Source organism: Jeongeupia sp. USM3 (assembly GCF_001808185.1).
GTDB lineage: Bacteria > Pseudomonadota > Gammaproteobacteria > Burkholderiales > Chitinibacteraceae > Jeongeupia.
Window position 1 is genome coordinate 2,704,621 of sequence record NZ_CP017668.1, and the last position, 26,415, is coordinate 2,731,035.

26 protein-coding genes are annotated in these 26,415 nt (G+C 66.0%); 23 read left to right on the forward strand and 3 right to left on the reverse strand.

Annotation, left to right across the window (positions count from 1 at the left end; translation table 11 throughout):
- Positions 1 to 209: 209 nt before the first annotated feature.
- The 5 genes from tyrS to BJP62_RS12755 all read left to right on the forward strand — a co-directional run bounded on the left by tyrS (position 210) and on the right by BJP62_RS12755 (position 5,890).
- Entirely contained in the window at positions 210 to 1,478 is a 1,269-nt protein-coding gene (gene tyrS / locus BJP62_RS12735) for a tyrosine--tRNA ligase (protein ID WP_070530119.1), read from the forward strand.
- Between the two features lie 199 nt (positions 1,479 to 1,677).
- A complete protein-coding gene (pdxY, locus tag BJP62_RS12740) occupies positions 1,678 to 2,535 on the forward strand; it encodes a pyridoxal kinase PdxY (RefSeq protein WP_070530121.1) in 858 nt (285 codons plus the stop codon).
- A 71-nt stretch (positions 2,536 to 2,606) separates the two neighbouring features.
- The gene (locus BJP62_RS12745) at positions 2,607 to 3,131 is read left to right on the forward strand and encodes a hemerythrin domain-containing protein (protein WP_205700900.1); all 525 of its coding nucleotides are present in this window, start codon (positions 2,607 to 2,609) and stop codon (positions 3,129 to 3,131) included.
- A gap of 2 nt (positions 3,132 to 3,133) precedes the next feature.
- Positions 3,134 to 4,318 carry an NnrS family protein gene (locus BJP62_RS12750; protein ID WP_070530125.1) on the forward strand — a complete coding sequence of 395 codons (1,185 nt, stop codon included), beginning with the start codon at positions 3,134 to 3,136 and terminating at the stop codon, positions 4,316 to 4,318.
- 195 nt (positions 4,319 to 4,513) lie between these two features.
- Positions 4,514 to 5,890 (forward strand): NarK family nitrate/nitrite MFS transporter, encoded by a 1,377-nt coding sequence (locus BJP62_RS12755; protein ID WP_070530126.1) that lies wholly within the window; start codon positions 4,514 to 4,516, stop codon positions 5,888 to 5,890.
- A gap of 49 nt (positions 5,891 to 5,939) precedes the next feature.
- Here BJP62_RS12755 and BJP62_RS12760 read toward each other — a convergent pair whose 3' ends face one another.
- A complete protein-coding gene (locus tag BJP62_RS12760; protein ID WP_070530128.1) occupies positions 5,940 to 6,437 on the reverse strand; it encodes an NAD(P)H-dependent oxidoreductase in 498 nt (165 codons plus the stop codon).
- Positions 6,438 to 6,714: 277 nt separating this feature from the next.
- Here BJP62_RS12760 and BJP62_RS12765 point away from each other — a divergent pair, with 277 nt between their 5' ends.
- The 18 genes from BJP62_RS12765 (at position 6,715) to BJP62_RS12850 (ending at position 24,814) form a co-directional block, all read left to right on the forward strand.
- Positions 6,715 to 7,665 carry an IS481 family transposase gene (locus BJP62_RS12765; RefSeq protein ID WP_070529791.1) on the forward strand — a complete coding sequence of 317 codons (951 nt, stop codon included), beginning with the start codon at positions 6,715 to 6,717 and terminating at the stop codon, positions 7,663 to 7,665.
- A 143-nt stretch (positions 7,666 to 7,808) separates the two neighbouring features.
- Positions 7,809 to 11,504 (forward strand): nitrate reductase subunit alpha, encoded by a 3,696-nt coding sequence (locus BJP62_RS12770; RefSeq protein WP_070530130.1) that lies wholly within the window; start codon positions 7,809 to 7,811, stop codon positions 11,502 to 11,504.
- Positions 11,501 to 13,051, forward strand: a complete 1,551-nt coding sequence (gene narH, locus BJP62_RS12775; RefSeq protein ID WP_070530132.1) for a nitrate reductase subunit beta — start codon at positions 11,501 to 11,503, stop codon at positions 13,049 to 13,051. The genes BJP62_RS12770 and narH overlap by 4 nt, the downstream gene beginning before the upstream one ends.
- Positions 13,052 to 13,054: 3 nt before the next feature.
- Positions 13,055 to 13,714, forward strand: a complete 660-nt coding sequence (narJ, locus tag BJP62_RS12780) for a nitrate reductase molybdenum cofactor assembly chaperone (protein ID WP_070530133.1) — start codon at positions 13,055 to 13,057, stop codon at positions 13,712 to 13,714.
- Positions 13,711 to 14,397: a respiratory nitrate reductase subunit gamma gene (gene narI, locus BJP62_RS12785; protein WP_070530135.1), complete on the forward strand. Its 687-nt coding sequence runs from the start codon at positions 13,711 to 13,713 to the stop codon at positions 14,395 to 14,397. The genes narJ and narI overlap by 4 nt, the downstream gene beginning before the upstream one ends.
- A 752-nt stretch (positions 14,398 to 15,149) precedes the next feature.
- Entirely contained in the window at positions 15,150 to 16,784 is a 1,635-nt protein-coding gene (locus BJP62_RS12790; protein WP_070530137.1) for an alpha-keto acid decarboxylase family protein, read from the forward strand.
- Positions 16,785 to 17,132 carry a TfoX/Sxy family protein gene (locus tag BJP62_RS12795; protein WP_070530139.1) on the forward strand — a complete coding sequence of 116 codons (348 nt, stop codon included), beginning with the start codon at positions 16,785 to 16,787 and terminating at the stop codon, positions 17,130 to 17,132.
- A 216-nt stretch (positions 17,133 to 17,348) separates the two neighbouring features.
- Positions 17,349 to 17,942 (forward strand): imidazoleglycerol-phosphate dehydratase HisB, encoded by a 594-nt coding sequence (gene hisB / locus BJP62_RS12800; RefSeq protein WP_070530141.1) that lies wholly within the window; start codon positions 17,349 to 17,351, stop codon positions 17,940 to 17,942.
- A gap of 271 nt (positions 17,943 to 18,213) precedes the next feature.
- Complete coding sequence (gene hisH / locus BJP62_RS12805) at positions 18,214 to 18,861, forward strand: imidazole glycerol phosphate synthase subunit HisH (protein ID WP_070530142.1); 648 nt, start codon at positions 18,214 to 18,216, stop codon at positions 18,859 to 18,861.
- Between the two features lie 41 nt (positions 18,862 to 18,902).
- Positions 18,903 to 19,655 carry a 1-(5-phosphoribosyl)-5-[(5-phosphoribosylamino)methylideneamino]imidazole-4-carboxamide isomerase gene (hisA, locus tag BJP62_RS12810; RefSeq protein ID WP_070530144.1) on the forward strand — a complete coding sequence of 251 codons (753 nt, stop codon included), beginning with the start codon at positions 18,903 to 18,905 and terminating at the stop codon, positions 19,653 to 19,655.
- Positions 19,655 to 20,422: an imidazole glycerol phosphate synthase subunit HisF gene (hisF, locus tag BJP62_RS12815; protein ID WP_070530145.1), complete on the forward strand. Its 768-nt coding sequence runs from the start codon at positions 19,655 to 19,657 to the stop codon at positions 20,420 to 20,422. Before hisA ends, hisF begins: the two co-directional genes overlap by 1 nt.
- A complete protein-coding gene (hisI, locus tag BJP62_RS12820; protein ID WP_070530147.1) occupies positions 20,419 to 20,808 on the forward strand; it encodes a phosphoribosyl-AMP cyclohydrolase in 390 nt (129 codons plus the stop codon). Before hisF ends, hisI begins: the two co-directional genes overlap by 4 nt.
- A 147-nt stretch (positions 20,809 to 20,955) precedes the next feature.
- On the forward strand, positions 20,956 to 21,282 hold the full coding sequence (locus BJP62_RS12825; RefSeq protein WP_070530148.1) for a phosphoribosyl-ATP diphosphatase: 327 nt from the start codon (positions 20,956 to 20,958) through the stop codon (positions 21,280 to 21,282).
- A gap of 12 nt (positions 21,283 to 21,294) precedes the next feature.
- Positions 21,295 to 21,651 (forward strand): histidine triad nucleotide-binding protein, encoded by a 357-nt coding sequence (locus BJP62_RS12830; RefSeq protein ID WP_070530150.1) that lies wholly within the window; start codon positions 21,295 to 21,297, stop codon positions 21,649 to 21,651.
- An 18-nt stretch (positions 21,652 to 21,669) separates the two neighbouring features.
- Positions 21,670 to 21,888 (forward strand): Sec-independent protein translocase subunit TatA, encoded by a 219-nt coding sequence (gene tatA / locus BJP62_RS12835; RefSeq protein ID WP_070530151.1) that lies wholly within the window; start codon positions 21,670 to 21,672, stop codon positions 21,886 to 21,888.
- Positions 21,889 to 21,899: 11 nt separating this feature from the next.
- Positions 21,900 to 22,340 carry a Sec-independent protein translocase protein TatB gene (gene tatB, locus BJP62_RS12840; RefSeq protein ID WP_070530155.1) on the forward strand — a complete coding sequence of 147 codons (441 nt, stop codon included), beginning with the start codon at positions 21,900 to 21,902 and terminating at the stop codon, positions 22,338 to 22,340.
- 3 nt (positions 22,341 to 22,343) lie between these two features.
- Entirely contained in the window at positions 22,344 to 23,075 is a 732-nt protein-coding gene (gene tatC, locus BJP62_RS12845; RefSeq protein ID WP_070530157.1) for a twin-arginine translocase subunit TatC, read from the forward strand.
- Between the two features lie 5 nt (positions 23,076 to 23,080).
- Positions 23,081 to 24,814 (forward strand): PglL family O-oligosaccharyltransferase, encoded by a 1,734-nt coding sequence (locus BJP62_RS12850; protein WP_070530159.1) that lies wholly within the window; start codon positions 23,081 to 23,083, stop codon positions 24,812 to 24,814.
- 56 nt (positions 24,815 to 24,870) lie between these two features.
- Here the strand turns inward: BJP62_RS12850 and BJP62_RS12855 are convergent, their stop codons facing one another.
- Complete coding sequence (locus BJP62_RS12855; protein WP_070530160.1) at positions 24,871 to 25,617, reverse strand: TlyA family RNA methyltransferase; 747 nt, start codon at positions 25,615 to 25,617, stop codon at positions 24,871 to 24,873.
- Entirely contained in the window at positions 25,617 to 26,348 is a 732-nt protein-coding gene (locus tag BJP62_RS12860) for a pseudouridine synthase (RefSeq protein WP_070530162.1), read from the reverse strand. Before BJP62_RS12860 ends, BJP62_RS12855 begins: the two co-directional genes overlap by 1 nt.
- Between the last annotated feature and the right edge of the window lie 67 nt (positions 26,349 to 26,415).

Below are 26,415 nucleotides of genomic sequence, written 5' to 3' on the forward strand. Positions count from 1 at the left end.
GAAACAACCTATTGAACCTTCACAGCTAGCCGCGTCTTCCCCCGGACCGGGTACGGCTTGCCGTACCCGTTTTTTTTGCCGTGCTGCGGCGGCGATGTGTCCCGTGCACGATGGCCGCGCGCCGCGACAGCCTTTATCATTGCGGCTGAATCCGCGCCGGGAGGCGCATATGAGCGGCTCGCCGGCGGGCCGCAAGCCAGGAATAGACGATGTCCACACTGATCCAGCAACTGCAAGAACGCGGGCTGATTGCCCAGGTGACCGATACCGAAGCGCTGGGCGCGCTGCTCGAACAGGGCCCGGTGACGCTGTACTGCGGTTTCGACCCGACCGCCGACAGCCTGCACCTCGGCCATCTGGTTCCGGTGCTGGTGCTCAAGCGCTTCCAGCTTGCCGGCCACAGGCCGATCGCGCTGGTCGGTGGTGCGACCGGCATGATCGGCGACCCGAGCTTCAAGGCGACCGAGCGCAAGCTCAACACGCCCGACGTGATCGAGGGCTGGGTGGGGCGGATCCGCAAGCAGGTCGAGCCTTTCCTGTCGTTTGAAGGCGGCAATGCCGCGATCATGGCGAACAACCACGACTGGTTCGGCAAGATGAACGTGCTCGATTTCCTGCGCGACATCGGCAAGCACTTCTCGGTCAATGCGATGATCAAGAAGGAGTCGGTCCAGCAGCGGCTCGACCGTGACGAGAGCGGCATCTCGTTCACCGAATTCAGCTACAGCCTGTTGCAGGGCTACGATTTCGTCGAACTCAATCGCCAGCATGGCTGCCGGCTGCAGATCGGCGGTTCGGACCAGTGGGGCAACATCACCGCCGGCATCGACCTGACCCGCCGCAGCAACCAGCAGCAGGTGTTCGGCCTGACGCTGCCGCTGGTGACCAAGTCCGACGGCACCAAGTTCGGCAAGACCGAAGGCGGCGCGGTGTGGCTCGACCCGAAGAAGACTTCGCCTTACAAGTTCTACCAGTTCTGGCTCGGCACCGCCGATGCCGACGTGTACAAGTTCCTGAGCTACTTCACCTTCCTGAGCATGGAAGAGATCGCCGCGATCGAGGCCGCCGACAAGGCGCGCGACGGCAAGCCCGAGGCGCAGCGCATCCTCGCCGAAGCCGCGACCGCGCTGGTGCACGGCCAGGATGCCGTGGTTGCGGCGCAGCGGATTTCGCAATCGCTGTTCAGCGACAGCCTGGCGTCGCTGACGCAGGACGACTTCGAGCAGCTGGCGCTCGACGGCATGCCGAGCGTGAGCCTGCCGCGCGATACCGGCCTGATCGACGCGATCGTCGCCGGCGAGCTGGCCAAGTCGAAGAGCGAGGCCCGCACCTTCATCACCAGCGGCGCGGTCGCGATCAACGGCGCCAAGGCCGATGCGATCGATCACGCGTTTGCCGACGGCGAGCGCCTGTTCGGCCGGTACACGCTGCTGCGTCGCGGCAAGAAGCACTACAGCCTCGTCGTCTGGCAAGACTGAAACCCGCTCATTCGGCGGCTGCGCCTGCGCATTTTGCACCCGTCCGATGCTCGGAATCCTCATGGACCACGTGTCCATTCCGGTTCCTGTGCTTCGGGCGGGCGCAAACTGCTTTGGCTCGCTCGCCGACTGAGCGGGTTTTCGCCGGAATTGACAGGCACGGCCCTGGTGGCCGGGCTTTTGCATTGCGGGAGTCCCCATGAAACATGTCCTGAGCATCCAGTCCCACGTCGTCTACGGCCACGCCGGCAACAGCGCGGCGGTGTTTCCGATGCGCCGGCTCGGCGTCGACGTCTGGCCGATCAACACCGTGCAGTTCTCCAACCACACCCAGTACGGCCGCTGGGCCGGGCAGGCACTCGAGCAGTCGCAGATCACCGCGCTGGTCGACGGCATAGCCGCGATCGGCGCGCTGGATCGTTGCGACGCGGTGCTGTCGGGCTACCTCGGCGCGCCCGAACAGGCGGCGTACGTGATCGAGGCGGTGCGCAGGGTGAAAGCGGCCAACCCGCGGGCGGTCTACCTGTGCGACCCGGTGATGGGTCATCCCGAGAAGGGCTGCGTCGTGCAGCCGGGCATCCAGCAGTATCTGGTCGAGCACATGCCGGCGGTGGCCGACATCATGGCGCCGAACCACCTCGAACTGGAAAAGCTCGCCGGCCGCGAGATCGATACCTTCGACGATGCACTCGCCGCGTGCCGCGACCTGATCGCGCGCGGGCCGAAGGTCGTGCTGGTCAAGCACCTCGATTACGCCGGCAAGCCGGCCGACCAGTTCGAGATGCTCGTCGTCAGCGAGGCCGGGGCGTGGCTCGGCCGCCGGCCGCTGTACGCGTTCGACCGCCAGCCGGTCGGCGTCGGCGACCTGACGTCGGGCGTGTTTCTGGCGCGGCTGCTGCACGGCGATACGCTCAAGGCGGCATTCGAGCACACGCTGGCGGCGGTCGACGCGGTGATGGCGGCCACCCATGCCGCCGGCGAGTACGAGCTGCAGATCGTCGCGGCGCAGGACGAGATCGCCAGACCGCAGCGCCGGTTCGACGCGATGGCCGTCTGAGTGAAAATGCCGGCTTGCATGCCGGCATTGTTCGGATATGATTGGTGTATTGAAAATACCTCTTTAGTGCCGTGCGCAATCCCTTTGCCACCGACGCGGTCGGTTTCGATACGCCGATCGCGATGCTGATCGCCTGCCACGACCGGGTCCGGCATTACGCCGGCCTGCTGCCGAAGCTGGCCGGCCACGTTGCGACGCGCGGCGTCGATGCCGAGGCGGTGCGGGCCGCTGCGGCGATCCTGCGCTACTTTGACGTTGCCGCGCCGCTGCATCACCAGGACGAGGACGACGACGTGTTCCCGTTGCTGCGCGAACGCGGCGACGCGGCCCTGCGCGCGGCGGTCGACGAGATCGCCGCCGAGCACGATGCCCTCGGCGCGCAATGGCAGGCCTTGCGCCCGGCCTTGCTGGCACTGGCCGAAGGGCGGGCGGCACGGCTCGATCCGGCTGCGGTGCAAGGCTTTGCCCGCGATTATCCGGCGCACGCGGCCCGCGAAGAGGCCGAACTCTATCCGCACGCCGAGCGCCTGATCCCGGCCGACGTGCTGGCGCGGATCGGCCAGGCGATGGCGGCGCGCCGTATCCACAAGGACTGACGATGAAGCGACTCTGGGACGCGCCGCACCGTGCGGCATTTTTCTTCGGCGGCCTCGGCGCCGTACTGGCGCTGGCATGGTGGGCCGCCGAGATGGTGCTGCGGCTCTCCGGCGGCTCGACGCACAGTGCAATTCCGCCGATGTGGCTGCATGCCGACCTGATGCTGTTCGGCTTCTTTCCGCTGTTCATGCTCGGCTTCATCTATACCGCCGGGCCGAAGTGGCTGAACGTCGAGCCGCCGCCGCTGGCGGCGTGGGCGCCGGCGATCCTCGGCTACACGACCGGCACGGTGCTGCAGCTGATCGCGCTGCGCTGGCCCATGGCGTGGTCGCTGGGCGATGCGATGCACTGGATGGCCTGGGTCGGCGCGACGATATTGTGGATCGGCCGCATCCGCGCCAGCCGCGCTGCGGACAAGAAGCACGCGACGGCCGTCGCGTTCGCTTTCGGCCTCGGCGCGATCGCGCTGGCGACGATGACCGGCGTCTCGTGGTTCGGCATCGCCGAAGCGTTCCAGCCGGCGGTGACGCTGGGGGTGTGGGGCTTCCTGCTGCCGGTTTTCCTCATCGTCGCGCACCGGATGGTGCCGTTCTTTTCGGCCAACGTGATTCCGGGCTACACCGCATGGCGGCCGGGCGGGCTGCTCGGCGCCTTCGTCGTGCTGTCGTGGGCGCACGGCGGCTTCGTGCTGATGCAGTTCAATCCGGTTGCCGTCGACGTGCTGTTTGCCGGGCTGCTGCTGTACACGAGCTGGCGCTGGCGGCTGTTCGCATCGTTTGGGAACCGGCTGCTGGCGATGCTGCATGCGTCGTTTGCCTGGGCCGGCATCGCCATGCTGCTGTTTGCCGTGCAGGACGTCGCCGATGCGCTGGGCCGGCCGCTGTTCGCGTTCGCACCGCTGCACGCGCTGACGATCGGCTTTTTCGCGACGATGCTGCTCGGCTTCGTCACCCGCGTGACGATGGGCCATTCGGGCCGGCCGCTGGCGGCCGGCGGGCTGACCTGGACCGCGTACTGGCTGCTGCACGCCGTGGCGCTGGCGCGCGTCGCCAGCGAAATCTGGCCGCAGGCGCAGTTCGCGCTGCATGCCGCCGCCGGCGGTGCGGCGCTGCTGGCGTTCGCGGTCTGGGCGGCGCAGGCCCTGCCGATCTACCTGAAGGCGCGCACCGACGGCAAGCCGGGTTGAGTGCCGGCCCGGCCACCGACTAGTCCGAAAGGAGTAGCCGGCCCGGCCATTCGACCTGTCGATGCTGATCCGATGGCGAATGGCCGGATTGCCGGGGCAGGACTACATTGCGTGCAATGGCCTCGTTTTCGGGGCGTTTGTACTACCGTTCAAAAACATGTGGCGCGTCAGCGCCCGCCAAACGGGGATAACGCAATGTCCAATGCCTTGATCAAACGCTGGGAGCCCGAGGATCCGGTCTTCTGGCGGGATACCGGTTCGCAGGTTGCAAAGCGCAATCTGTGGATCTCGATTCCGTGCCTGCTGCTTGCCTTCTCGTGCTCGATCGTCTGGAGCATCGTCGTACTGAAGATGCCGCAAGTCGGCTTCTCGTACACCAAGGACCAGCTCTTCCTGCTGACCGCCTTGCCGTCGCTGTCGGGCGCGACCTTGCGGATCTTCTACAGCTTCCTGCCGTCGATGCTCGGCGGGCGCAAGTGGACGACGCTCTCGACCGCATCCTTGCTGATTCCGGCGATCTGGCTCGGCTACGCGGTGCAGGATCCGACCACGCCGTACCCGGTGATGCTGATCATCGCGCTGCTGACCGGTTTCGGCGGCGGCAACTTCGCCAGCTCGATGGCCAACATCGCCTACTTCTTCCCGAAGTCGCAGAAGGGCTACGCCAACGGCATGAACGCCGGCCTTGGCAACCTCGGCGTGTCGATCGCCCAGTTCGTGATGCCGCTGGCGATCACCGTCGGCATGTTCGGTGCCTTCGGCGGCAACCCGCAGGCGCTGCCCAACGGCGGCGAGATCTGGCTGCAGAACGCCACCTTCGTCTGGGTGCCCTTCGTTGCTGCGGCAACGCTGGCCGCATGGTTCGGCATGAACGACCTCGCATCGGCCAAGGCCTCGTTCGCCGAGCAGGCGGTGATCTTCAAGCGCAAGCACAACTGGCTGATGTGCTGGCTGTATCTGGGCACCTTCGGCAGCTTCATCGGCTTTTCGGCCGGCTTCATGCTGCTCTCCAAGACCCAGTTCCCCGACGTCGACCCGACCAAGGTCGCCTTCATCGGCCCGCTGGTTGGCGCGCTGATCCGTCCCATCGGCGGCATGGTGTCGGACAAGGTCGGCGGCGCCAAGGTCACGCTCGGCATCTTCGTCGGCATGGTGGTCGCGGTGTTCGGCGTGCTGTCCTTCCTGCCGGGGGCCAGCGGCGCCGGCAGCTTCATGGGCTTCTTCCTGTGCTTCCTCGCGCTGTTCCTGCTGGCCGGGATCGGCAACGGCTCGACCTACCGGATGATTCCGACGATCTTCTCGACGCTGGCAATGCGCGAAGCCAAGGGCAAGGATGCCGCGTCGATCAAGGAAGCCGAGGCCGACGGCGCCCGTGAATCGGCGGCTGCCGCCGGTTTCATCAGCGCGATCGGCGCCTACGGCGGCTTCATCATTCCGCAGACCTTCGGTTTTTCGATGAAGGCGACCGGGGCGGCCGAAGCGGCGCTGTACGCGTTCATCGCCTTCTACGTGTCGTGCGCGGTGATCACCTGGTGGTACTTCTCGCGCAAGAACGCCGAAATGCCTTGCTGATTTCGGCCTCTCGCCAGACAAAACCCCGCCAAGGCGGGGTTTTGTCTTGTCAGGCCGGCGCTTCGAGCAGCGTCCGGTAGCGCTCGGCAAACGGGCCGATCACCGCGAGCGGCGCATCGCCGACGTCGAGCAGCAGCGGCTCGGCCCAGTGCATGCCGCACAGGTGCGCGGTTTCGATCAGCGGTCGCAGCAGCAATGCCGGTGCCGATTCGCCCCAGCGCGGGCTGCCGTAGCTGGCGACGACCTGCACGGTCTTGCCGGCAAGCGGCTTCGGCTCGGCCAGCGCCCACGCAGGGTCGAGCACGGTATCGAGCCAGACCTTGAGCGACGCCGGCGGCGCGAACCAGTACAGCGGAAACTGCAGCACCAGCCGGGAGGCGTGGCCGCAGGCATCGCGCTCCTCGTCGACGTCGAGGGCGCCCTCGAAGATCAGCGTGTCGGCATGGTGCAGCGAGACGTCGCCGGTTTCGGCGAGCATCTCGGCCAGCCGGGCATGGACGACCGAACTGCCCAGATGGGGGTGGGCCAGGATCACGAGGTTGCGCATCACTTCCTCCTTGGCACGGCTGACGAAATCCTGCCGGCTGCATCACTTGCCGTACTGCCCGTACCGCCGCGGCCGAAGGGCATCCCCGCGGGACGTTTCGTGCGCCTTGCCGGCGCGCCGGGTTTGCGCCCGGCAGGAAGCGCCCTTGGGGCATCCGCCGCGTTTCGGGCGGGCGCTTCTAGGTGTGAAGGTTCAATAGGTTGTTTCGGGTGTTCACCCGGAGAAGTTCTGCGAGACTGGAAATCGCCAAACCCCCAGTCACAGAACAAGACACCGGATGAACACACATAAGAATGCCCGACTGACGTATCTGCGTCGCCTGGAAATGGTTCAGGACATCACCGAGCATGGTTTGTCGACCGCGGCGGCGGCGGCACGCCATGGCGTAAGCGCGGTCACCACCCGCAAGTGGCTGGGCCGCTATCTGGTCGGCGGCGCGGCTGCCTTGCTCGACAAATCCTCGCGTCCCGAGCGCTCGCCACGTGCCATTGCGCCCAGCGTTGCCCTGACGATCATCGAATTGCGTCGCAAGCTGTTCCTGCAGGCTCGCATCGCAAGCTATATCGGCGTGTCCAAAGCAACCGTCAGTCGCGTGCTGCGACACGCAGGGCTATCGCGGTTAAGCGACCTGCAGCCCGCAGAGCCTGTGCAGCGCTACGAGCGCGAAACGCCCGGCGAACTGCTGCACGTCGACATCAAGAAGCTCGCCCGCTTCGAGCAGGTCGGCCATCGCATCACCGGCGATCGTCGCCAGAACAGCCGAAACAGCGGCTGGGAATATCTGTTCGTGGCGATCGACGACCATAGTCGCATCGCCTTCACCCGACTCTACCCCGACGAGCGCCGCGCCAGCGCCATCGACTTCCTGCGTGCGGCCAACGACTACTTCAAAACGCTGGGCGTACCGCTCCAGCGCCTGATCACCGATAACGGGCCCGCCTTCCGCTCCCATGACTTCGGCCGCGTTTGCGTTGAACTGGGCATTAAGCAGAGGTTCACCCGCGCCTACCGACCGCAAACCAACGGCAAGGCCGAGCGCTTCATCCAGTCCGCGCTGCGCGAATGGGCCTACGGCCAAACCTATCAACACTCGGATGAGCGCGGCGCAGTCCTGAGGTATTGGAATCATTATTACAACTGGCACCGTCCGCATCACGGCATCGGCTGCCACGTGCCCATGTCCCGTCTCTCAGCAACGAAAAACAACGTCTTGACTCTTCACATCTAGTCACTTCGGACTAGGGCCGCTAAGCCGATTGCGCCGCACGGCCTGATCGTGCGGCGAATGTTGCGCTTGGCATGCCCGCCGTAAGCTCGGTTCATCCAAAGAGGCGCCTTCGCGCGCTGACCAGAACCGCAACCGGAGGCAGCATGAGCCATTTTCTGGACCGACTGAAGTTCCTCTCCAAGACCCGCGACACCTTCGCCGACGGCCACGGTGCCGTGGTCAACGAAGACCGCCAGTGGGAGAACGGTTACCGCAACCGCTGGACCCACGACAAGGTCGTCCGCTCGACCCACGGCGTCAACTGCACCGGCTCCTGTAGCTGGCGCATCTTCGTCAAGAACGGGCTGATCACCTGGGAGCTGCAGCAGACCGATTACCCGCGCACCCGGCCGGACCTGCCGAACCACGAACCGCGCGGCTGCCCGCGTGGCGCCTCCTATTCGTGGTACGTCTACTCGGCACAGCGCGTCAAGCACCCGATGATCCGCGGCCGGCTCGCACGGCTGTGGCGCGAGGCGCGCAAGACCATGGACCCGATCGCCGCATGGGCGAGCATCGTCGAAGACCCGGCCAAGTCGGCGTCGTACAAGTCGGTCCGCGGTCTGGGCGGTTTCGTGCGCACCGGCTGGGACGAGGTCACCGAGCTGATCGCCGCGTCGAACGCGTACACGATCAAGAACTACGGCCCGGACCGGGTGATCGGCTTCTCGCCGATCCCGGCGATGTCGATGGTCAGCTACGCCGCCGGCGCGCGTTACCTCGGCCTGATCGGTGGCGTGCCGCTGTCGTTCTACGACTGGTACTGCGACCTGCCGCCGGCCAGCCCGCAAGTCTGGGGCGAGCAGACCGACGTGCCCGAATCGGCCGACTGGTACAACTCGACCTATCTGATGGTCTGGGGCTCGAACGTGCCGATGACGCGCACGCCGGACGCGCACTTCTACACCGAGGTCCGCTACAAGGGCACCAAGACCGTCGCCGTCTCGAGCGACTTCGGCGAAATGGTCAAGTTCGGCGACCTGTGGATGGCGCCGAAGCAGGGCACCGACGCGGCGCTGGCGATGGCGATGGGCCACGTGGTGCTGAACGAGTTCCACAAGACCGGCGCCTCGGACTATTTCCGCGACTACGGCAAGCAGTACACCGACTTCCCGATGCTGGTGACCCTGCGCGCCAAGGGTGACGGCTTTGTCGCCGACCACTTCCTGCGCGCCTCGCAACTGCCGGACAACCTCGGCGAAGCGCAGAACCCGGACTGGAAAACGGTGCTGATCGACGCCGCCACCGGCGCGCTGACGGTGCCGAACGGCACGATCGGCTCGCGCTGGAACGAGTCCGAGGGCCGCAAGGGCAAGTGGAACCTCGAAATGAAGAACGTCGCTGACGGCGTCGAGATTGATCCGCTGCTGTCGCTCAAGGGGAAACACGACGACGTCGCCTCGGTCGGTTTCGACTATTTCGGCGGTGAAGCCGAAGACCTGCTGTTCCGCAACGTCCCGGCCAAGCGCGTGACCCTGGCCGACGGCTCGACCGCACTGGTCGCCACCGTCTACGACCTGCTGCTTGCCAACTACGGCGTCGACAACGGCATGGGCGGCGCCAACGTTGCGACCTCGTACGCCGACGACGTGCCGTACACCCCGGCGTGGCAGGTCAAGCACACCGGCGTGCCGGCGATCGACGTCGAGACCGTTGCGCGCGAGTTCGCCCAGAACGCCCACGACACCCACGGCAAGAGCATGGTCATCGTCGGCGCGGCGCTGAACCACTGGTTCCACAACGACATGACCTACCGCGGCATCATCAACCTCTTGATGATGTGCGGCTGCGTCGGCCAGAGCGGCGGCGGCTGGGCGCATTACGTCGGCCAGGAAAAGCTGCGCCCGCAACCGGGCTGGACGCCGCTGGCGTTCGCGCTCGACTGGCAGCGCCCGGCGCGCCAGATGAACGGCACCTCGTTCTTCTACGCCCACACCAGCCAGTGGCGGCACGAAAAGCTCTCGGTCTCCGAAATCCTCGGCCCGAGCGCCAATGTCGATGCGTACAAGGACCTGTCGCTGATCGACTTCAACGCCAAGGCCGAACGGATGGGCTGGCTGCCGAGCGCACCGCAGCTCGAAACCAACCCGCTCGACGTCGTCCGCCAGGCCGAAGCGCTTGGGCGCAATCCGGCCGAGTTTGCCGCCGAGCAGCTCAAATCCGGCCAGCTCAACATGAGCTGCGACGACCCGGACAACCCGAAGAACTTCCCGCGCAACCTCTTCGTCTGGCGCTCGAACCTGCTGGGCAGCTCGGGCAAGGGCCACGAGTACTTCCTCAAGTACCTGCTCGGCACGCAGAACGCCGTGTTCTCGGATGAAAACGACGCGATCACGCCGTCCGAAATCAAGGTCCGCCCGGCTGCAGAAGGCAAGCTCGACCTGCTGACGGTGCTCGACTTCCGGATGAGCACGACCTGCCTGTACGGCGACATCGTGCTGCCGACGGCGACGTGGTACGAGAAGGACGACCTGAACACCTCGGACATGCACCCCTTCATCCACCCGTTGTCCGAAGCCGTGCAACCGCTGTGGCAGAGCAAGACCGACTGGGAAATCTACAAGGCGATCGCGAAGAAGTTCTCCGAAATCGCCGGGCCGTATCTGGGCGTGCAGAAGGATCTGGTCCTGACGCCGCTGATGCACGACAGCCCGGGCGAGCTGGGCCAGCCGTTTGCGCCGAAGGACTGGAAGAAGGGCGAGTGCGAGCTGATTCCGGGCAAGACCGCGCCGAACATGACCGTGGTCGAGCGCGACTACGCCCGCATCTACGAGAAGTTCACCACCATCGGCCCGCTCTTGAAGAACGTCAATAACGGCGGCAAGGGCATCTTCTGGCAGACCGGTCATGAGATCGACGAACTGGCCGCGCTGAACGGCGTCGCCGCCAACGGCCAGCCGAAGCTCGACACGGCGATCGACGCCGCCGAGATGATCCTGACGCTGGCACCGGAAACCAACGGCCACGTCGCGGTGAAATCGTGGGCGGCGCTGTCGAAGGTCACCGGACGCGACCACACCCATCTGGCGAACGGCCGCGAGCATGAAAAAATCCGCTTCCGCGACGTGCAGGCGCAGCCGCGCAAGATCATTTCGTCGCCGACCTGGTCGGGGATCGAGAGCGAGGAAGTCAGCTACAACGCCGGTTACACCAACGTCCACGAGCTGATCCCATGGCGCACGCTGACCGGCCGCCAGCAGTTCTATCAGGACCACCGCTGGATGCTCGACTTCGGCGAAGGCTTTGCCGTCTACAAGCCGGCGATCGACCTGAAGACGGTGCAGCCGATGCTCGGCCGCCAGCCGAACGGCGAGCAGGAGATCGTGCTCAACTTCATCACGCCGCACCAGAAATGGGGCATCCACTCCACCTACTCGGACAACCTGCGGATGCTGACGCTGAGCCGCGGTGGCCCGCACGTGTGGCTGTCCGAAACCGACGCCAAGAAGGCCGGCATAGCGGACAACGACTGGATCGAGGTGTTCAACGTCAACGGCACGCTGACCGCCCGCGCCGTGGTGAGCCAGCGCGTTCCGGAAGGGATGACGCTGATGTACCACGCGCAGGAAAAGATCATCAACGTGCCGGGCGCCGAGCAGAGCGGCAAGCGCGGCGGCATCCACAACTCGGTGACGCGTACGGTGACCAAGCCGACGCACATGATCGGCGGCTACGCGCAGCAGGCCTACGGCTTCAACTACTACGGCACCGTTGGCGCCAACCGTGACGAGTTCGTCGTGATCCGCAAGATGAAGAAGGTCGACTGGATGGAAGGCGAACTCAAGGGAGAAAAAGCATGAAGATTCGCGCCCAGGTAGCGATGGTGCTCAACCTCGACAAGTGCATCGGCTGCCATACCTGTTCGGTCACCTGCAAGAACGTCTGGACTTCGCGCGACGGTGTCGAGTACGCGTGGTTCAACAACGTCGAGACCAAGCCCGGCATCGGTTACCCGAAGGAATGGGAAAACCAGAAGAAGTGGAACGGTGGCTGGAAACGGCTTCCGAACGGCAAGCTCGAACCGCGTCAGGGCGGCAAGCTGCGGATTCTGGCGAGCATGTTCGCCAACCCGAACCTGCCCGAGATCGACGACTACTACGAGCCGTTCACCTACGACTACGACCGGCTGCAGAACGCGCCGGAGGTGCAGACGCCGCCGACGGCTAGGCCGGTGTCGGTGATCACCGGCAAGAAGATGGACAAGATCAACTGGGGTCCGAACTGGGAAGACGACCTTGGCGGCGAGTTCGCCAAGCGCAGCAAGGACCAGTTGTTCGAGGACGTGCAGAAGGAGATGTACAGCACGTTCGAGAACACCTTCATGATGTATCTGCCGCGGCTGTGCGAGCACTGCCTGAACCCGGCCTGTGTCGCCTCGTGCCCGTCGGGCTCGGTGTACAAGCGCGAGGACGACGGCATCGTGCTGGTCGACCAGGACAAGTGCCGCGGCTGGCGCATGTGCGTGTCGGGCTGCCCGTACAAGAAGATCTACTACAACTGGCAGAGCGGCAAGGCCGAGAAGTGCACCTTCTGCTTCCCGCGCATCGAGGGCGGCCAGCCGACGGTGTGCTCGGAATCGTGCGTCGGCCGGATCCGCTACCTCGGCGTCATCCTGTACGACGCCGACAAGATCGAAGCCGCCGCCAGCGTTGCCGACGAGAAGGACCTCTACAAGGCCCAGTTGCAGGTCTTCCTCGACCCGCATTCGGACGCGGTGATCGAAGAAGCCCGCCGTCAGGGCATCCCGGATTCGTGGCTGACCGCCGCGCAGAAGTCGCCGGTCTACAAGATGGCGATGGAGTGGAAGGTTGCCTTCCCGCTGCATCCGGAATACCGCACCCTGCCGATGGTCTGGTACATCCCGCCGCTGTCGCCGATCCAGTCGGCGGCCGAACGCGGGCTGATGAACCAGAAGGGCCTCTTGCCCGACGTCAGCGAAATGCGCATTCCGGTCAAGTATCTGGCCAACCTCTTGACCGCCGGTGACGAAGCGCCGGTGCTGTCGGCGCTCGAACGGATGCTGGCGATGCGCGTCTACATGCGCGGCAAGTCGGTGCACGGCAGCGAAGACCTCGAAGTGCTCAAGCAGGTCGGGCTGACGCAGGCGCAGGTCGAGGACATGTACAAGATCATGGCGATCGCCAATTACGAAGACCGCTTCGTGATTCCGAGCAGCCACAAGGAAGAGGTCGAGGACAGCTTCAACGACAAGGCTGCCTGCGGCTTCACCTTCGGCAACGGCTGCTCGGGCGGTACCTCGCCGCAGGGGCTGTTCGGCGCGCGCAAGGAAGGCTCGGTGATCTTCGTCGACATGCCCAAATCGCGTAAGAACAAGGCGGAGGTGTAAACCATGACGACCGACACACTGCATTTCCGTGTCCTCTCGGCGCTGCTGCAGTACCCGGAAGCCGAGCTGATCGACGCGCTGTCCGAACTCGACGCCGCGCTGGCCAACGCGCCGACGGGGCTGCGCATCACCGTTGCGCCGCTGCTGGCCGAGCTGGCGGCGGGTGACCTGATCGCCGCGCAGGAAGGCTATGTCGCGACGTTCGACCGCTCGCGCGGCCATTCGCTGCACCTGTTCGAGCACATCCACGGCGAAAGCCGCGAACGCGGCCCGGCGCTGGTCGACCTGATGAACGCCTACCGCGAGCACGGTTTCGAGATCGACGCCAACGAGCTGCCCGACTACCTGCCGCTGTTCCTCGAGTTCCTCGGCAGCGTCGACGCTGCGACGGCGCAGGACTTCCTCAACGAGGCGGTTCACGTGATCGCCGCGCTGGCGGAGCGCCTCGGCGAAGCCGAAAGCCGCTACGCCTGCGTGATGAACGCGCTGGTCGCGCTCGCCAGCGTCAAGATCCAGCCGCTGGTCGCGCCACCGATCCGCGACATGGACGAGATGCTCGAAACCTTCGGACCCGGTGCCGACGGCACCGAACCGCTGCTGTCGCAGGCCGCAGGGCCCCAGACGGTGAAGTTCTACCCGCGCAACCAGGAGGCCCGGCCATGACTTATCTGCATCATTTCGTTTTCGGGGTCTACCCCTACATCGGTCTGGCGATCTTCCTGTTTGGCAGTCTGGTGCGCTTCGAGCGCGAGCAGTACACGTGGAAGAGCGATTCGAGCCAGCTGATCGACCGCCGTCTGTTGCGCGCCGGTTCCTACCTGTTCCACATCGGCGTGCTCGGCGTCTTCGCCGGCCACCTCGTCGGCCTGCTGACGCCGCTGGCGGTCTGGGATGCGCTCGGCGTCAGCCACAGCGCCAAGCAGCTGCTGGCGATGATCGCCGGCGGCATCTTCGGCGGCATGGGGCTGATCGGTGCGCTGATCCTGATCTACCGGCGCTGGAGCAGCGAGCGGCTGCGCGCGATCACCACCTGGCGCGACAAGCTGACCCTGGGCTGGATCACCGTGACGCTGATCCTCGGCCTGTCGACGATCTTCGTCTCGAAAGACCACCTCGACGGCCACATGATGACGCTGTTCATGGAATGGGCGCAGCGCATCCTGACCTTCCGTGGCGACGCGGCGACCTACATCGTCGATGCACCGGGGATCTTCAAGCTGCACATCTTCATGGGCATGACGCTGTTCGTGATCTTCCCGTTCACCCGGCTGGTGCACGTGTGGAGCGGCTTCGGTGCTGCCGGCTATGTGACCCGGGCATGGCAACTGGTGCGGCCGCGCGGTTGAGTCTGGCTGGCTGAAAGCGAGGAGGGCGCCTGCGGGCGCCCTTTTTGCATTTGTGGGCTGGGTGGGTCGGGTTTTAGCGCCTTCGGCGCGGGTAAAGGCATTTTGATGCGCGTTCCGCCGCGCGAACGGGAAGGGGGCTTTGTCTCGCCAAAGCCCCCTTCACCCCAAAGACGACCCCGCATCCGCGCCCGCTTTGCGGGTGCCCTGTGCTGCTCAGCCGCCACGGCGGGAATCGCAAACTCGCTGCGCTCAAACAGCGATTCCCGACTGCCCCGTGTCGACTTGCGCTGCTCGGCGCTTCTGAGGGGATACGGGCGGTATGCAATCGGCAGCGAACAAACACGCGTTACGGTGAACAGTGCGCTGCCTTTCATCCCGTTCGCCAGCGCCGAGGAGTGGAGCGAGACGAGCCGGTCTTATGGCTTGGCTCGCGACCGATCGAGGGCAGCCCGGAGGGCCGCAGGGCGCGGTCACGCCAAAGCTTGGCGGCTCTGCCGCCTAGCGACGCGCGATGCAGCGCACGCCTTTGGGGTGAAGGGGGCTTTGGCGAGACAAAGCCCCCTTCCCGTACGCGCGGCGGAACGCGCGTCAAATGTCTTTAGCTCGCGCCGAAGGCGCTAAACGGCCCGCTTGTGCATCCGCCGGGCGGAACCGGCATCAACGCTTTTACCCAGCGGCGAAGGCGCTAAACAGATCTTGCCCATCAACCCCGGTCTAGATTGAAACCAGAGTCCACGGCGTGGGAGAACGTCATGAGCACCAGCATCGGTCAGTACCTGCTGCAACGGCTGCACGAGGAGGGCGTGCGCCACGTCTTCGGCGTGCCGGGCGACTACATCCTGCGCTGGTACCAGCAGCTCGCGCAGAGCGAGCTGATCCAGGTCGGCGCCACGCGCGAGGACAACGCGGCGTTTGCCGCCGACGCCTACGCCCGCGTCCACGGCCTCGGCGCGCTGGCGGTCACCTATGGCGTCGGCGCGCTGTCGGTCGTCAACGCGGTCGCCGGCGCGGCGGCCGAGTCGTCGCCGGTGGTGGTGATCTCCGGTGCGCCGGGCGTGGTCGAGCAGCGCGAGCATCCGCTCTTGCACCACCGCTTCGGGCCCTACCACTTCCAGCGCGAGATCTTCGAGCGGCTGACGTGCTACTGCGCGGTGCTCGACGACCCGCTGCTCGCGGCGCGGCAGATCGACCGGGCGCTGGCGGCGGCCAAGCGCTACAGCAAGCCGGTGTATCTGGAGCTGCCGCGCGACCGCGTCGATACGGTGATCCACCTGCAGCCCGAATGCGTGATCGAGGATGAAGGCAGCGATCCGGACGCGCTCGCCGAGGCCGTCGCCGAAACCGTTGCGCTGCTCGCCGGTGCCGAGCGCGGCGCGATCCTTGCCGGCGTCGAGCTGCACCGCTACCGGCAGCAGGATGCACTGGCGGCGCTGGTCGAACGGCTGCGCTGGCCGGTCGCGGCAACTCTGTCGGGCAAGTCGGTGCTGTCCGAGCAGCACCCGGCCTATCTCGGCATCTACGAGGGCGCGATGGGCGCCGACTACGCGCGCGACGTGGTCGAAGGCGCCGATATCCTGCTGCTGCTCGGCTCGGCGCTCAACGATGTCGATCTCGGCGTGTTCACCGCCAGGCTCGATCCGCGCCACATGATCCAGGCGCGCAACGACGAAGTCTGCGTGCGCCACCACCGCTACCCGAACGTGCGGCTCGCCGATTTCGTCGCCGCGCTGATCGCGGCGCTGCCCGAGCGCCGGGCCGAATGGCCGGCGCACAGCCTGCCGCCGTCGGCGCCGGGTTTTCCCGAGCCGGGCGACGCGATGACGGTGTCGCGGCTGATCGGCCGCCTCAACGACACGCTGCCCGACGACATGATCGTCGTCTCGGATACCGGCGACTGCCTGTTCGCATCGCTCGAGCTGCGCACGCACCCGCGCACCGGCTTTCTCGCGTCGGCGTACTACACGACGATGGGCTTCGCGGTACCGGCGGCGCTCGGCGCCCAGCTCGGCAGCGGGCTGCGGCCGCTGGTCCTTGTCGGCGACGGCGCGTTCCAGATGACCGGGATGGAGCTGTCGACGGCGGCGTGGAAGGGGCTCAACCCGGTGGTGATCGTGTTCGACAACGGCGGCTACAGCACCGAGCGCTTCATTCTCGACGGCCCGTTCAACGACATCGCGCCGTGGCGGCTCGACGCGCTGGCCGGGGTGTTCGGCCCGCTGTACGCGTTCAGCGTCGGCGACGAGCAGGCGTTCGACGCGGCGTGGCAGCATGCGCTGTCCAACACGGACCGGCCGACGCTGATCGCGGTCAGGCTTGCCGCCGACGACCCGTCGTCGGCGATGCGCCGACTTGGCGAATCGCTCGGCAGGACGGTCAAGGGAGGCTGAGTGCGCGCACGCAGCGAGTATCTGGACTGGCTGATCGACGAGCTGGCGCCGCTCGGCCCCATCCGCGCCCGGCGCATGTTCGGCGCATGGGGGCTGTACTGCGACGAGGCGTTCTTCGCCATCGTCGATGACGACGTGCTGTACCTGAAGGCCGACGACGTGAGCCGGGCGGCCTTCGTTGCCGCCGCGACACGGCCGTTCAGCTATGCGGTTCGCGGCAAGACCCAGACCATGTCGTACTACACCCTGCCCGATGCGGCGCTCGACGACACGTCCGAACTGCTCCGCTGGGCGCGCACCGCTTTCGAGGCCGCACTGCGTGCGCAGGCCACCAAACGGAAGTCGTGACGGGGTTTGGCCGTGCCCGGAGCGGTCGGACGACCGGCCCCGGGCGCCGCACGCATGCACCGGCGGCGGACAAATCCGGGCGTCCGCGACGCGTTCCGGTGACGCCGGCCGCCACGGCGAGGGCGCGCATGTCGGCGCGCCCCTTCCCGCCGCGGGCAAACTGTTGGAGAATCTGCATTAATCACGTCCAACTTCCGCCCGCAATCGGGGCCATCCATGCGTCAGGTTACCGTTACCCGTAATACCCTCGAAACCCAGATCACGGTTTCGATCAATCTCGATGGCTCCGGCCAGTCCAAGTTCGATACCGGCGTGCCGTTCTTCGAGCACATGCTCGACCAGATCGCCCGCCACGGGCTGATCGACATCGACATCAAGGCCGTCGGCGATCTGCACATCGACGCGCACCACACCGTCGAAGACGTCGGCATCACCTTCGGCCAGGCCTTTGCCAAGGCCGTCGGCGACAAGAAGGGCATCCGCCGCTACGGCCACGCCTACGTGCCGCTCGACGAGGCGCTGTCGCGCGTCGTCGTCGACCTGTCGGGCCGCCCCTGTCTCGAATACGACTGCGAGTACACCCGCGCGATGATCGGCGGCTTCGACGTCGACCTGTTCGGCGAGTTCTTCCGCGGCTTCGTCAACCACGCGGCGATCAGCCTGCATATCGACAACCTGAAGGGCAAGAACGCCCACCACCAGGCCGAGACCATCTTCAAGGCACTGGGCCGCGCGCTGCGCATGGCGGTCGAGCACGACGAACGCATGGCCGGCATCACGCCGTCGACCAAGGGCACGCTGGTAGGCTAAGCGCCTGCCCAAGGTCTTTTCACGTCAGCGCCGGGCCGGAAAAAGGTCAGGCACAAGGCGTACGACGCAGGCAATAACCGGTTATTGGCAAGGAGTACAACGTAGTGAATGACCTTTTTCCGGCCCGGCCCTTCGGGTTCGGGGCATTGCCGGCGGATCGCGGCGTTGCAAACCGCTTGCGGTACTCGTACCGCGGCGCGGCTTGCGCCTTGCCCTCCATCCGGCACTGCCCCGAACGCTGCCGTGAAAAGACCTTGGACAGGCGCTGACCATGCAAAAAATCGCCATCGTCGATTACGGCATGGGCAACCTGCACTCGGTGACCAAGGCTTTCGAGCTTGTCGCCGAAGGCCGGGCCGAGGTCGTGCTGACCGCCGACCCGTTTGTGGTCGCATCGGCCGACAAGGTCGTGTTTCCGGGCCAGGGCGCGATGCCCGACTGCATGCGCCACCTCGACGAGTCCGGCCTCAAGGCCGAAGTGCTCAAGGCAGCAAGCGAGCGGCCTTTCCTCGGCATCTGCGTCGGTGCGCAACTCTTGTTCGCACGCAGCGAGGAAGGCCCGACCGAGAGTCTCGGCGTGTTTCCGGGCGAGGTCGTGCGCTTTCCTCCCGAGAAAATGCATGACGACGCGGGCCGCAAGCTCAAGGTGCCGCACATGGGCTGGAACGAAATGTTCATCAGGCGCGCCCACCCGCTGTGGCAGGGCATTGCCGACGGCGAGCGCTTCTACTTCGTCCACAGCTACCATTTCGCCGGTGCTGACGACATCGCCGTGGTCGAATCGGCCTATCCGTACCGCTTCGCCGCCGCGGTGGCGCGCGACAACATCTTCGCAATCCAGTGCCACCCGGAGAAGAGCCATCGCGCCGGGCTGCAATTGCTGGGCAATTTCGTAAACTGGGATGGCCGTGGCGACTGAAAACGCCGCGTAATCAACCACTTCAACTCTGATACCGCATCATGCTGATCATTCCTGCTATCGACCTCAAGGACGGCCAGTGCGTTCGCCTGCGCCAGGGCCTCATGAACGACGCCACCGTCTTCTCCGACGATCCGGCGAGCTTTGTCAGCCACTGGCTCGGCCAGGGCGCGCGCCGCATGCACCTTGTCGACCTGAACGGCGCCTTTGCCGGCAAGCCGAAGAACCTCGATGCGGTCAAGAGCATCATCAAGGCGATCGACGGTGAAGTGCCGGTGCAGCTCGGCGGCGGCATCCGCAACCTCGACACGATCGAGATGTACCTCGATGCCGGCATCGACTACGTGATCATCGGCACCGCCGCGGTCAAGCAGCCCGGTTTCCTGCACGAGGCGTGCGACGCGTTTCCGGGCCACATCATCGTCGGCCTCGACGCCAAGGACGGCAAGGTCGCGACCGACGGCTGGGCCAAGGTCACCGACCACGACGTGATCGACCTGGCGCAGCGCTTCGAAGGCTACGGCGTCGAAAGCGTGATCTACACCGACATCGGCCGCGACGGCATGCTCTCGGGCGTGAACATCGAAGCGACGGTGAAACTGGCGCAGGCACTGCGCATTCCGGTGATCGCCTCGGGCGGGCTGACCGACCTCGACGACGTGAAGAAACTCGTCGAAGTCGAGTCCGAAGGCATCGAGGGCGTGATCACCGGCCGGGCGATCTACGAAGGCACGATCGACTTCAAGGCGGCGCAGGAACTCGCCGACGGCAAGCTCGAAGCCGTGGAAGCCTGATGCCGCTCGCCAAACGCATCATCCCCTGCCTCGACGTGACCGCCGGTCGCGTCGTCAAGGGCGTCAATTTCGTCGGCCTGCGCGACGCCGGCGATCCGGTCGAGATCGCCAGGAAGTACGACGCGCAGGGGGCCGACGAGCTGACCTTCCTCGACATCACCGCCAGCTCGGACGACCGCGACCTGATCCTGCACGTGATCGACGCGGTCGCGTCGCAGGTCTTCATTCCGCTGACCGTCGGCGGTGGCGTGCGCAAGGTCGACGACGTGCGCCGGCTGCTCAACGCCGGCGCCGACAAGGTGTCGATCAACACCACCGCGGTGAGCAACCCTGAAGTCGTCGAGGCGGCGGCCAGCCGCTTCGGCAGCCAGGCCATCGTTGTCGCGATCGACGCCAAGGCGGTCGACGAAACCAATACCCGCTGGGAAATCTTCACCCACGGCGGCCGCCGGCCGACCGGGCTCGACGCGGTCGAGTGGGCGGTGAAGATGCAGCAACTGGGCGCCGGCGAAATCCTCCTGACCAGCATGGACCGCGACGGCACCCGGATCGGCTTCAACCTGCCGCTGACGCGTGCGGTGTCCGACGCCGTCGACATTCCGGTGATCGCCTCGGGCGGTGTCGGCAATCTGCAGCATCTGGTCGACGGGGTCATCGACGGCCATGCCGATGCGGTGCTGGCGGCGTCGATCTTCCATTTCGGCGAATACACGGTGCGCCAGGCCAAGGAGGCGATGCGCGCGGCCGGCATCGAGGTGAGACTGTGAGCTGGCTCGACGAGATCAAGTGGGACGACAAGGGCCTGGTGCCGGTGATCGCGCAGGATGCGCACACGGGCCGGGTGCTGATGTTCGCGTACGCCAACCGCGACGCGGTCGAGAAGACCGCCGAACACGGTACCGCGCATTACTGGACCCGCTCGCGCGGCAAGCTCTGGCACAAGGGCGAGGAGAGCGGCCACTTCCAGCACGTGCTGGAGATTCGCCTCGACTGCGACGGTGACGTGCTGATCTACGTGATCGAGCAGGACGGCGGCATCGCCTGCCACACCGGCCGCGAGAGCTGTTTCTACCGCGTGCTGAGCGACGGCGAATGGGAGACGGTCGATCCGGTGCTCAAGGATCCGGCGGCGATCTACCACAAGCACCATTGATTGCAGCGCAATCCAGCAACAGGCCGGTTTCCGGCCTGTTTTCGTTGGTGCCGCGCTTTTTTGGACCGCACCGGGCTTTCTGCCACGCCAGTGTCACCAAACGGCAATATAATTGCCGCTAAATCACGCCCACCTCCGAGGCCCCGCATGGTTTCCACCGAGATTCTCGAACGCCTGTCCGCGACGCTGGCGAGCCGCCGCGACGCCGATCCGTCCACGTCCTACGTCGCCAAGCTGTTCCACAAGGGGCAGGAAGCGATCCTCAAGAAGGTCGGCGAGGAGTCGTTCGAGGTCGTGATGGCCGCCAAGGACGGCGACAAGCTGCACCTGGTGCGCGAAGTCGCCGACCTGTGGTTCCACACCCTGGTGCTGCTCGCCCACGAGGGCCTGAGCCACGAGGACGTGCTGGCCGAACTGGCCCGGCGCGAAGGCATTTCGGGCATCGACGAAAAAGCCTCGCGAACCGCGGGCTGAGACGGAGGCACCATGAGCGACTGCATTTTCTGCAAGCTGGCCAGCGGCGAGTTTCCGACGGCCAAGCTCTACGAGGACGACGACATCCTCGTCTTCAACGACCTGCATCCGGTTGCGCCGGTGCATTTTCTCGTCGTTCCGAAGCCGCACATCGAATCTATGGCGCACGCGGGGGTCCAACACCAAACCTTGCTGGGCAAGCTGATGCTGGTCGCCGCACGCGTCGCCGCCGAACAGGGGCTGGACAAGGGCTTCCGCACCATCATCAATACTGGCGCAGGCGGGGGCCAGAGCGTGTTCCACCTGCATTTGCATGTGATCGGCGGCGCGCCGCTGCCGACCAAGATCGTCGACCTCAGTACCCACTGACTCCAAGGAGACAAACACATGGGTTCCTTCAGCATCTGGCACTGGCTCATCGTGCTGGTCATCGTCATTCTCGTCTTCGGCACCAAGCGGCTGGGCAGCATCGGCAAGGACCTCGGTTCGGCCGTGCGCGGCTTCAAGGAGGGCGTTCGCGAGGGCGAGTCCGACAAGTCCGAGACCAAGGACGTGTCGCCCGATTCCGGCCGCGTGATCGACGTGGTCGACAAGGACAAGCGTTGAGCAGGCGCTAAGTGTTCGACGTCAGTCTCGGCGAACTCGCCATCATCGGCGCAGTGGCGCTGGTGGTGATCGGCCCCGAGCGCCTGCCGACGGTTGCACGTACCGTCGGCGCGCTGATCGGCCGCGCGCAGCGCTTCGTCACCAGCGTCAAGGCCGATCTCGAGCGCGAGGTCCGCAGCAGCGAGCTTGCGCAGATCGAGGCCGAGCTGCGTGCCGAGGGCGAGCAGCTCAGACAGACGATCCATGCACCGGTTGCCGAATTGCGCGAAACGCTGGCCGACGCGCGCGGCATGCTGAGCGAGCCGGCCGCCGGCGCAGTGACGGCCGATCCGGCTGCCGAGCCGGTCCCCGAAGGGGCCGAGGCACCATCCCCCGAACCCGTCCGGGACGAGCGCCAGCCCGACCTGTTCCTTGCCGACCCCGCGCCGCTGCCGGCGCGCGACCGCCGCTGATCCATGAACGCTGCCGACTTCCAGCCGCTGCTGGCCCACCTGATCGAACTGCGCAACCGGCTGGTCCGTGCCGGGCTGGTTTTCCTGCTCGGTTTCGGCCTGTGCTTTGCCTACTCGGCGCAGCTCTACGACCTGATCGTTTCGCCGCTGGCCCACGTGCTGCCCGGACAGAAACTGGTGTCGATCGGCATCGCAACGCCGTTCCTGCTGCAGGTGAAGATCGCCGCGCTGGCCGCCTTCATCGTCACGCTGCCGCATACGCTGTACCAGGTGTGGGCGTTCATCGCGCCGGGGCTGTACGCGCACGAGAAGAAGCTCGTGCTGCCGCTGATTGTCGCGTCGACGCTGCTGTTCCTTGCCGGCATGGCGTTCGCGTACTTCCTGGTCTTTGGCGTCGTGTTCAAGTTCATCGCCTCGGTCGTGCCGGCGTCGATGCAGTGGCTGCCCGATTCGGGCGAATACCTCGACTTCATCTTCGGCATGTTCCTCGCCTTCGGCACGACCTTCGAGGTGCCGGTGGCGATCGTCGTGCTCGTCTACCTCAATATCGTCAGCGTCGCCCAGCTCGTCAGCTGGCGGCCCTACGTGATCGTCGGCGCCTTCGTGATCGCCGCGGTGGTGACGCCGCCCGACGTGCTGTCGCAATGCCTGCTGGCGATCCCGCTGTGGCTCTTGTACGAGCTCGGTTGCGTGATCGCCCGGCTGATTTCCCCCCGTTCGCCCATTCCTGCCTGAGTCTCATGCTCCGCGTTTTCCAAGTCCTGCTCTTCCTGCTTGCCGCCGTACCGTGCGGCATTCCGTTCCGTTATCCGCCGAATCCGGTGTTTCCGTCCGAGCTTGCCGCGTACACGCTGGCGACCCTGCTGGTGCTCGCCGCCGCCGGGCTGCCGCAGCGGCGGACCGAGCCCACGCGCATGCCGTGGATGGCGGCGATCTGGTTCGGCCTCGCTGCCGTACTCGGGTTGCAGGCGCTGGTGCTGACGGTGCCGTACTGGTCCGACCTGACGATTCCGGCGCTGTACATGGTCACCGCCGGCATGTCGGTGTGGGCGCTGGCGCGTGCGCGTGACGAGTTCGGCATCGTGCCGCTGGCGCAGGCGCTCGCCTGGGGGCTGGTGGCCGGTGCGCTGTTCAATTCGGCGGTCGCGGTCGAGCAGATCTACCAGCTGATCACGACCGGCCCGCGGCTGATCTTCGGCCACATCGGCCAGAAGAACATGTACGGCCACTATCTGGCCTGGGGCTTCGCTTCGGTGATGTGGCTGTCGGCGACCGGCAGGATGCCGCGCTGGCTGACGGTGACGCTGTCGCTGTGGTTTGCGCTGTCGATGGCGTATTGCGGTTCCCGCTCGCCCTTCCTGTACGCGGTCGCGTGGCTGGTGTTCGGGCTGCTGCTGGCGTTCGGCAAGGACGACGTCGTCCGTCGCCTCGGCCGCTTGCTGATGATCGCCGGTGCGCTGATCGTCGCGATGCAGTTCGTCGCGCCGCTGATCAACGACGTGATCGGCAGCCTGTTGCGCTCGCAGAACGAAGTGCCGACCGGTCTCGACCGGCTCGATTCGAACGGCGCGCGCCGGCTGGTCGAGTGGCACAAGGCGTGGTTGACGTTCCAGGCGCATCCGTGGCTCGGCGTCGGCTGGGGCGAGTACCCGGCCCACGGCGTTGCGCTGCAGGTGCAGCCGGAGTTCGCCAAGGTCGTCGAGAGCGTGCTGTTCACCCATGCGCACAACTCGCTCCTGAACCTGATGGCCGAGACCGGCATCGTCGGCACCGTCATCGTCGTTGGCGGCATCCTCGCCGCCTTCTTCGGGCTGTGGTCGCGTCGCAACGACGACGTGGCGATGTTTGCCGCGGCGCTCGTCGCTGTATCCATCCTGCACAGCCTGGTCGAATACCCGCTGTGGTACTACCACTTCTTCGGGCCGTTCGCGCTGATGCTCTTCCTCGCCTTCGGCGCCGCGCCACGCAAGGGGCCGGCGACGTCGCGGGCCGGCTTCGCGCTCTACGGCGTGGCGTCGGTCGCCGTTGCGGTGTTCGGCGGGCTGACCTACCTGAAGATCTACCCGATCATCGACCCGAGCGACAATGTCGCGACCAACGAGCGCAACCTGAAGACGCTCGGCGAGCTGCGCCACAACCCGCTGGTCGATTTCTACGCCGACTACGCGCTGTCGAACTACATCACCGCCAGCGGCGAGAACATCGCCTGGAAGCTCGACATCCTCGACCGGCTCAACGCGGTCCGGCCGTATCCGGGCCAGCTGTCCGATGCGGCGATCATGCACGCGATCAAGGGCGACGCTGCGCTGGGGCAGACGCTGATGCGGCAGGCCGCATTCGCCTACCCGGAAAGCCTCGACTACTTCCGCGACGAACTGGCGCGCTTCCCTCATGATGCCCGGGTGCAGGCGCTGGCCAAACCGGTCGGCGATGCCGAAATAATGTTCGGCAAGCAGCCGCACGACGGCGAGTAAGCCCGTTCAAGTCAAAACGGCCCGGATATCCGGGCCGTTTTTCATTCGTGCGTCGATCAGCGGCGCCGAGCGTAGATGAAGAACTCGCGGTTGCCGTCGCCGCCGGTGATCGGGCTGTCGAAGTAGTCGCTCACGTCGAAACCGGCGTCGAGCGCCGCACTGCGAATCTTTGCCTCGACCTCGGGGTAGCTGCTTGCGTCGCGGACGATGCCGCCCTTGCCGAGGCCCGCCAGACCAACTTCGAACTGCGGCTTGACGAGGAACAGCAGCAGCCCGCCCGATGCGAGCTGCGTTGCCAGCGCCGGCAGGATCAGCGCCAGCGAGATGAACGACACATCGCCGACGATCAGGTCGACCGGTGCATCCAGATGATCGTCCAGATCACCCGCCGCCAGATGGCGCGCGTTGAGGCCTTCGAGCGTGACGATGCGCGCATCGCCGATCAGGCTGCGGTGCAGCTGGTCGTGGCCGACCTCGAGGCCGATGACGTGGCGCGCACCGGCCTGCAGCAGGCAGTCGGTAAAACCGCCGGTGCTCTGGCCGACGTCGAGCACGGTCATGCCCGTAACATCGAGACCGGTATGTGCCAGCGCACCGGCGAGCTTGAGCCCGCCGCGCGAGACGAAGCGGTCAGCCTCCTCATCGGCCGCGATGGCGATCGCCATGCCGGCGTCGAGCTTGGCGCTCGCCTTGCCGACGATCTTGCCTTCCGCGCTGACCCGGCCTGCGGCGATCAGCTGCTGCGCATGGGTGCGCGAACCGGCGAGCCCGAGCTCGACCAGCAGTACATCGGCGCGGGCCATCAGAATTCTTCGCCCGGTTGCAGGTAGCGCCACTGGCCGGTCGGCAGGTCGCCGAGCTCGACCTTGCCGATGCGGATGCGCTTGAGGCCGACCACGCGCAGGCCGACCATTTCGCACATCCGGCGGATCTGCCGCTTCTTGCCCTCGTGCAGGATGAAGCGCAGCTGGTCGCGGTTCTGCCACCAGACTTCGGCGCGCTTGAGCTTCTGGCCGTCGAGCTCCAGCCCGTAGTTGAGCCGTTTCAGGTCGCCCGGCGCCAGCTGGCCGCTGACGCGGACGAGGTATTCCTTCTCGACGCTCGAGTTCTCGCCGATCAGGTGCTTGGCGATGCGGCCATCCTGCGTCAGTACCAAGAGGCCGACCGAGTCGATGTCGAGCCGGCCGGCGGGGACGAGGCTCTTGAGGTGTTCGCGCTCGAAACGGATGCCGCTCTGGTCCTCGGCCCACTGGTTGTCGGGCTTCACCAGTACCACCGCCGGCTGGTAGCCGTCTTCGGCCTGGCCCGAAACGTAGCCGATCGGCTTGTTGATCAGTACGGTGACGCGGCCGGCCTGCTCGCGCTCGGCGGCCTTGTTCAGCGTGACGGTCTGCGTCGGCAGCACCTTGCTGCCGAGCACGTCGACGACGACGCCGTCGACGCGGACCCAGCCGCGGGCAATGTATTCGTCGGCTTCGCGGCGCGAGCACAGGCCGAGTTCGGCCATGCGTTTGGAAAGGCGGATCGGTTCCATGGGCTCGCTCCGGGAAAACCGAGCAGCTTAGCGAATCGGGCGCCCGGTGGCGAGCCGGGACGCACGA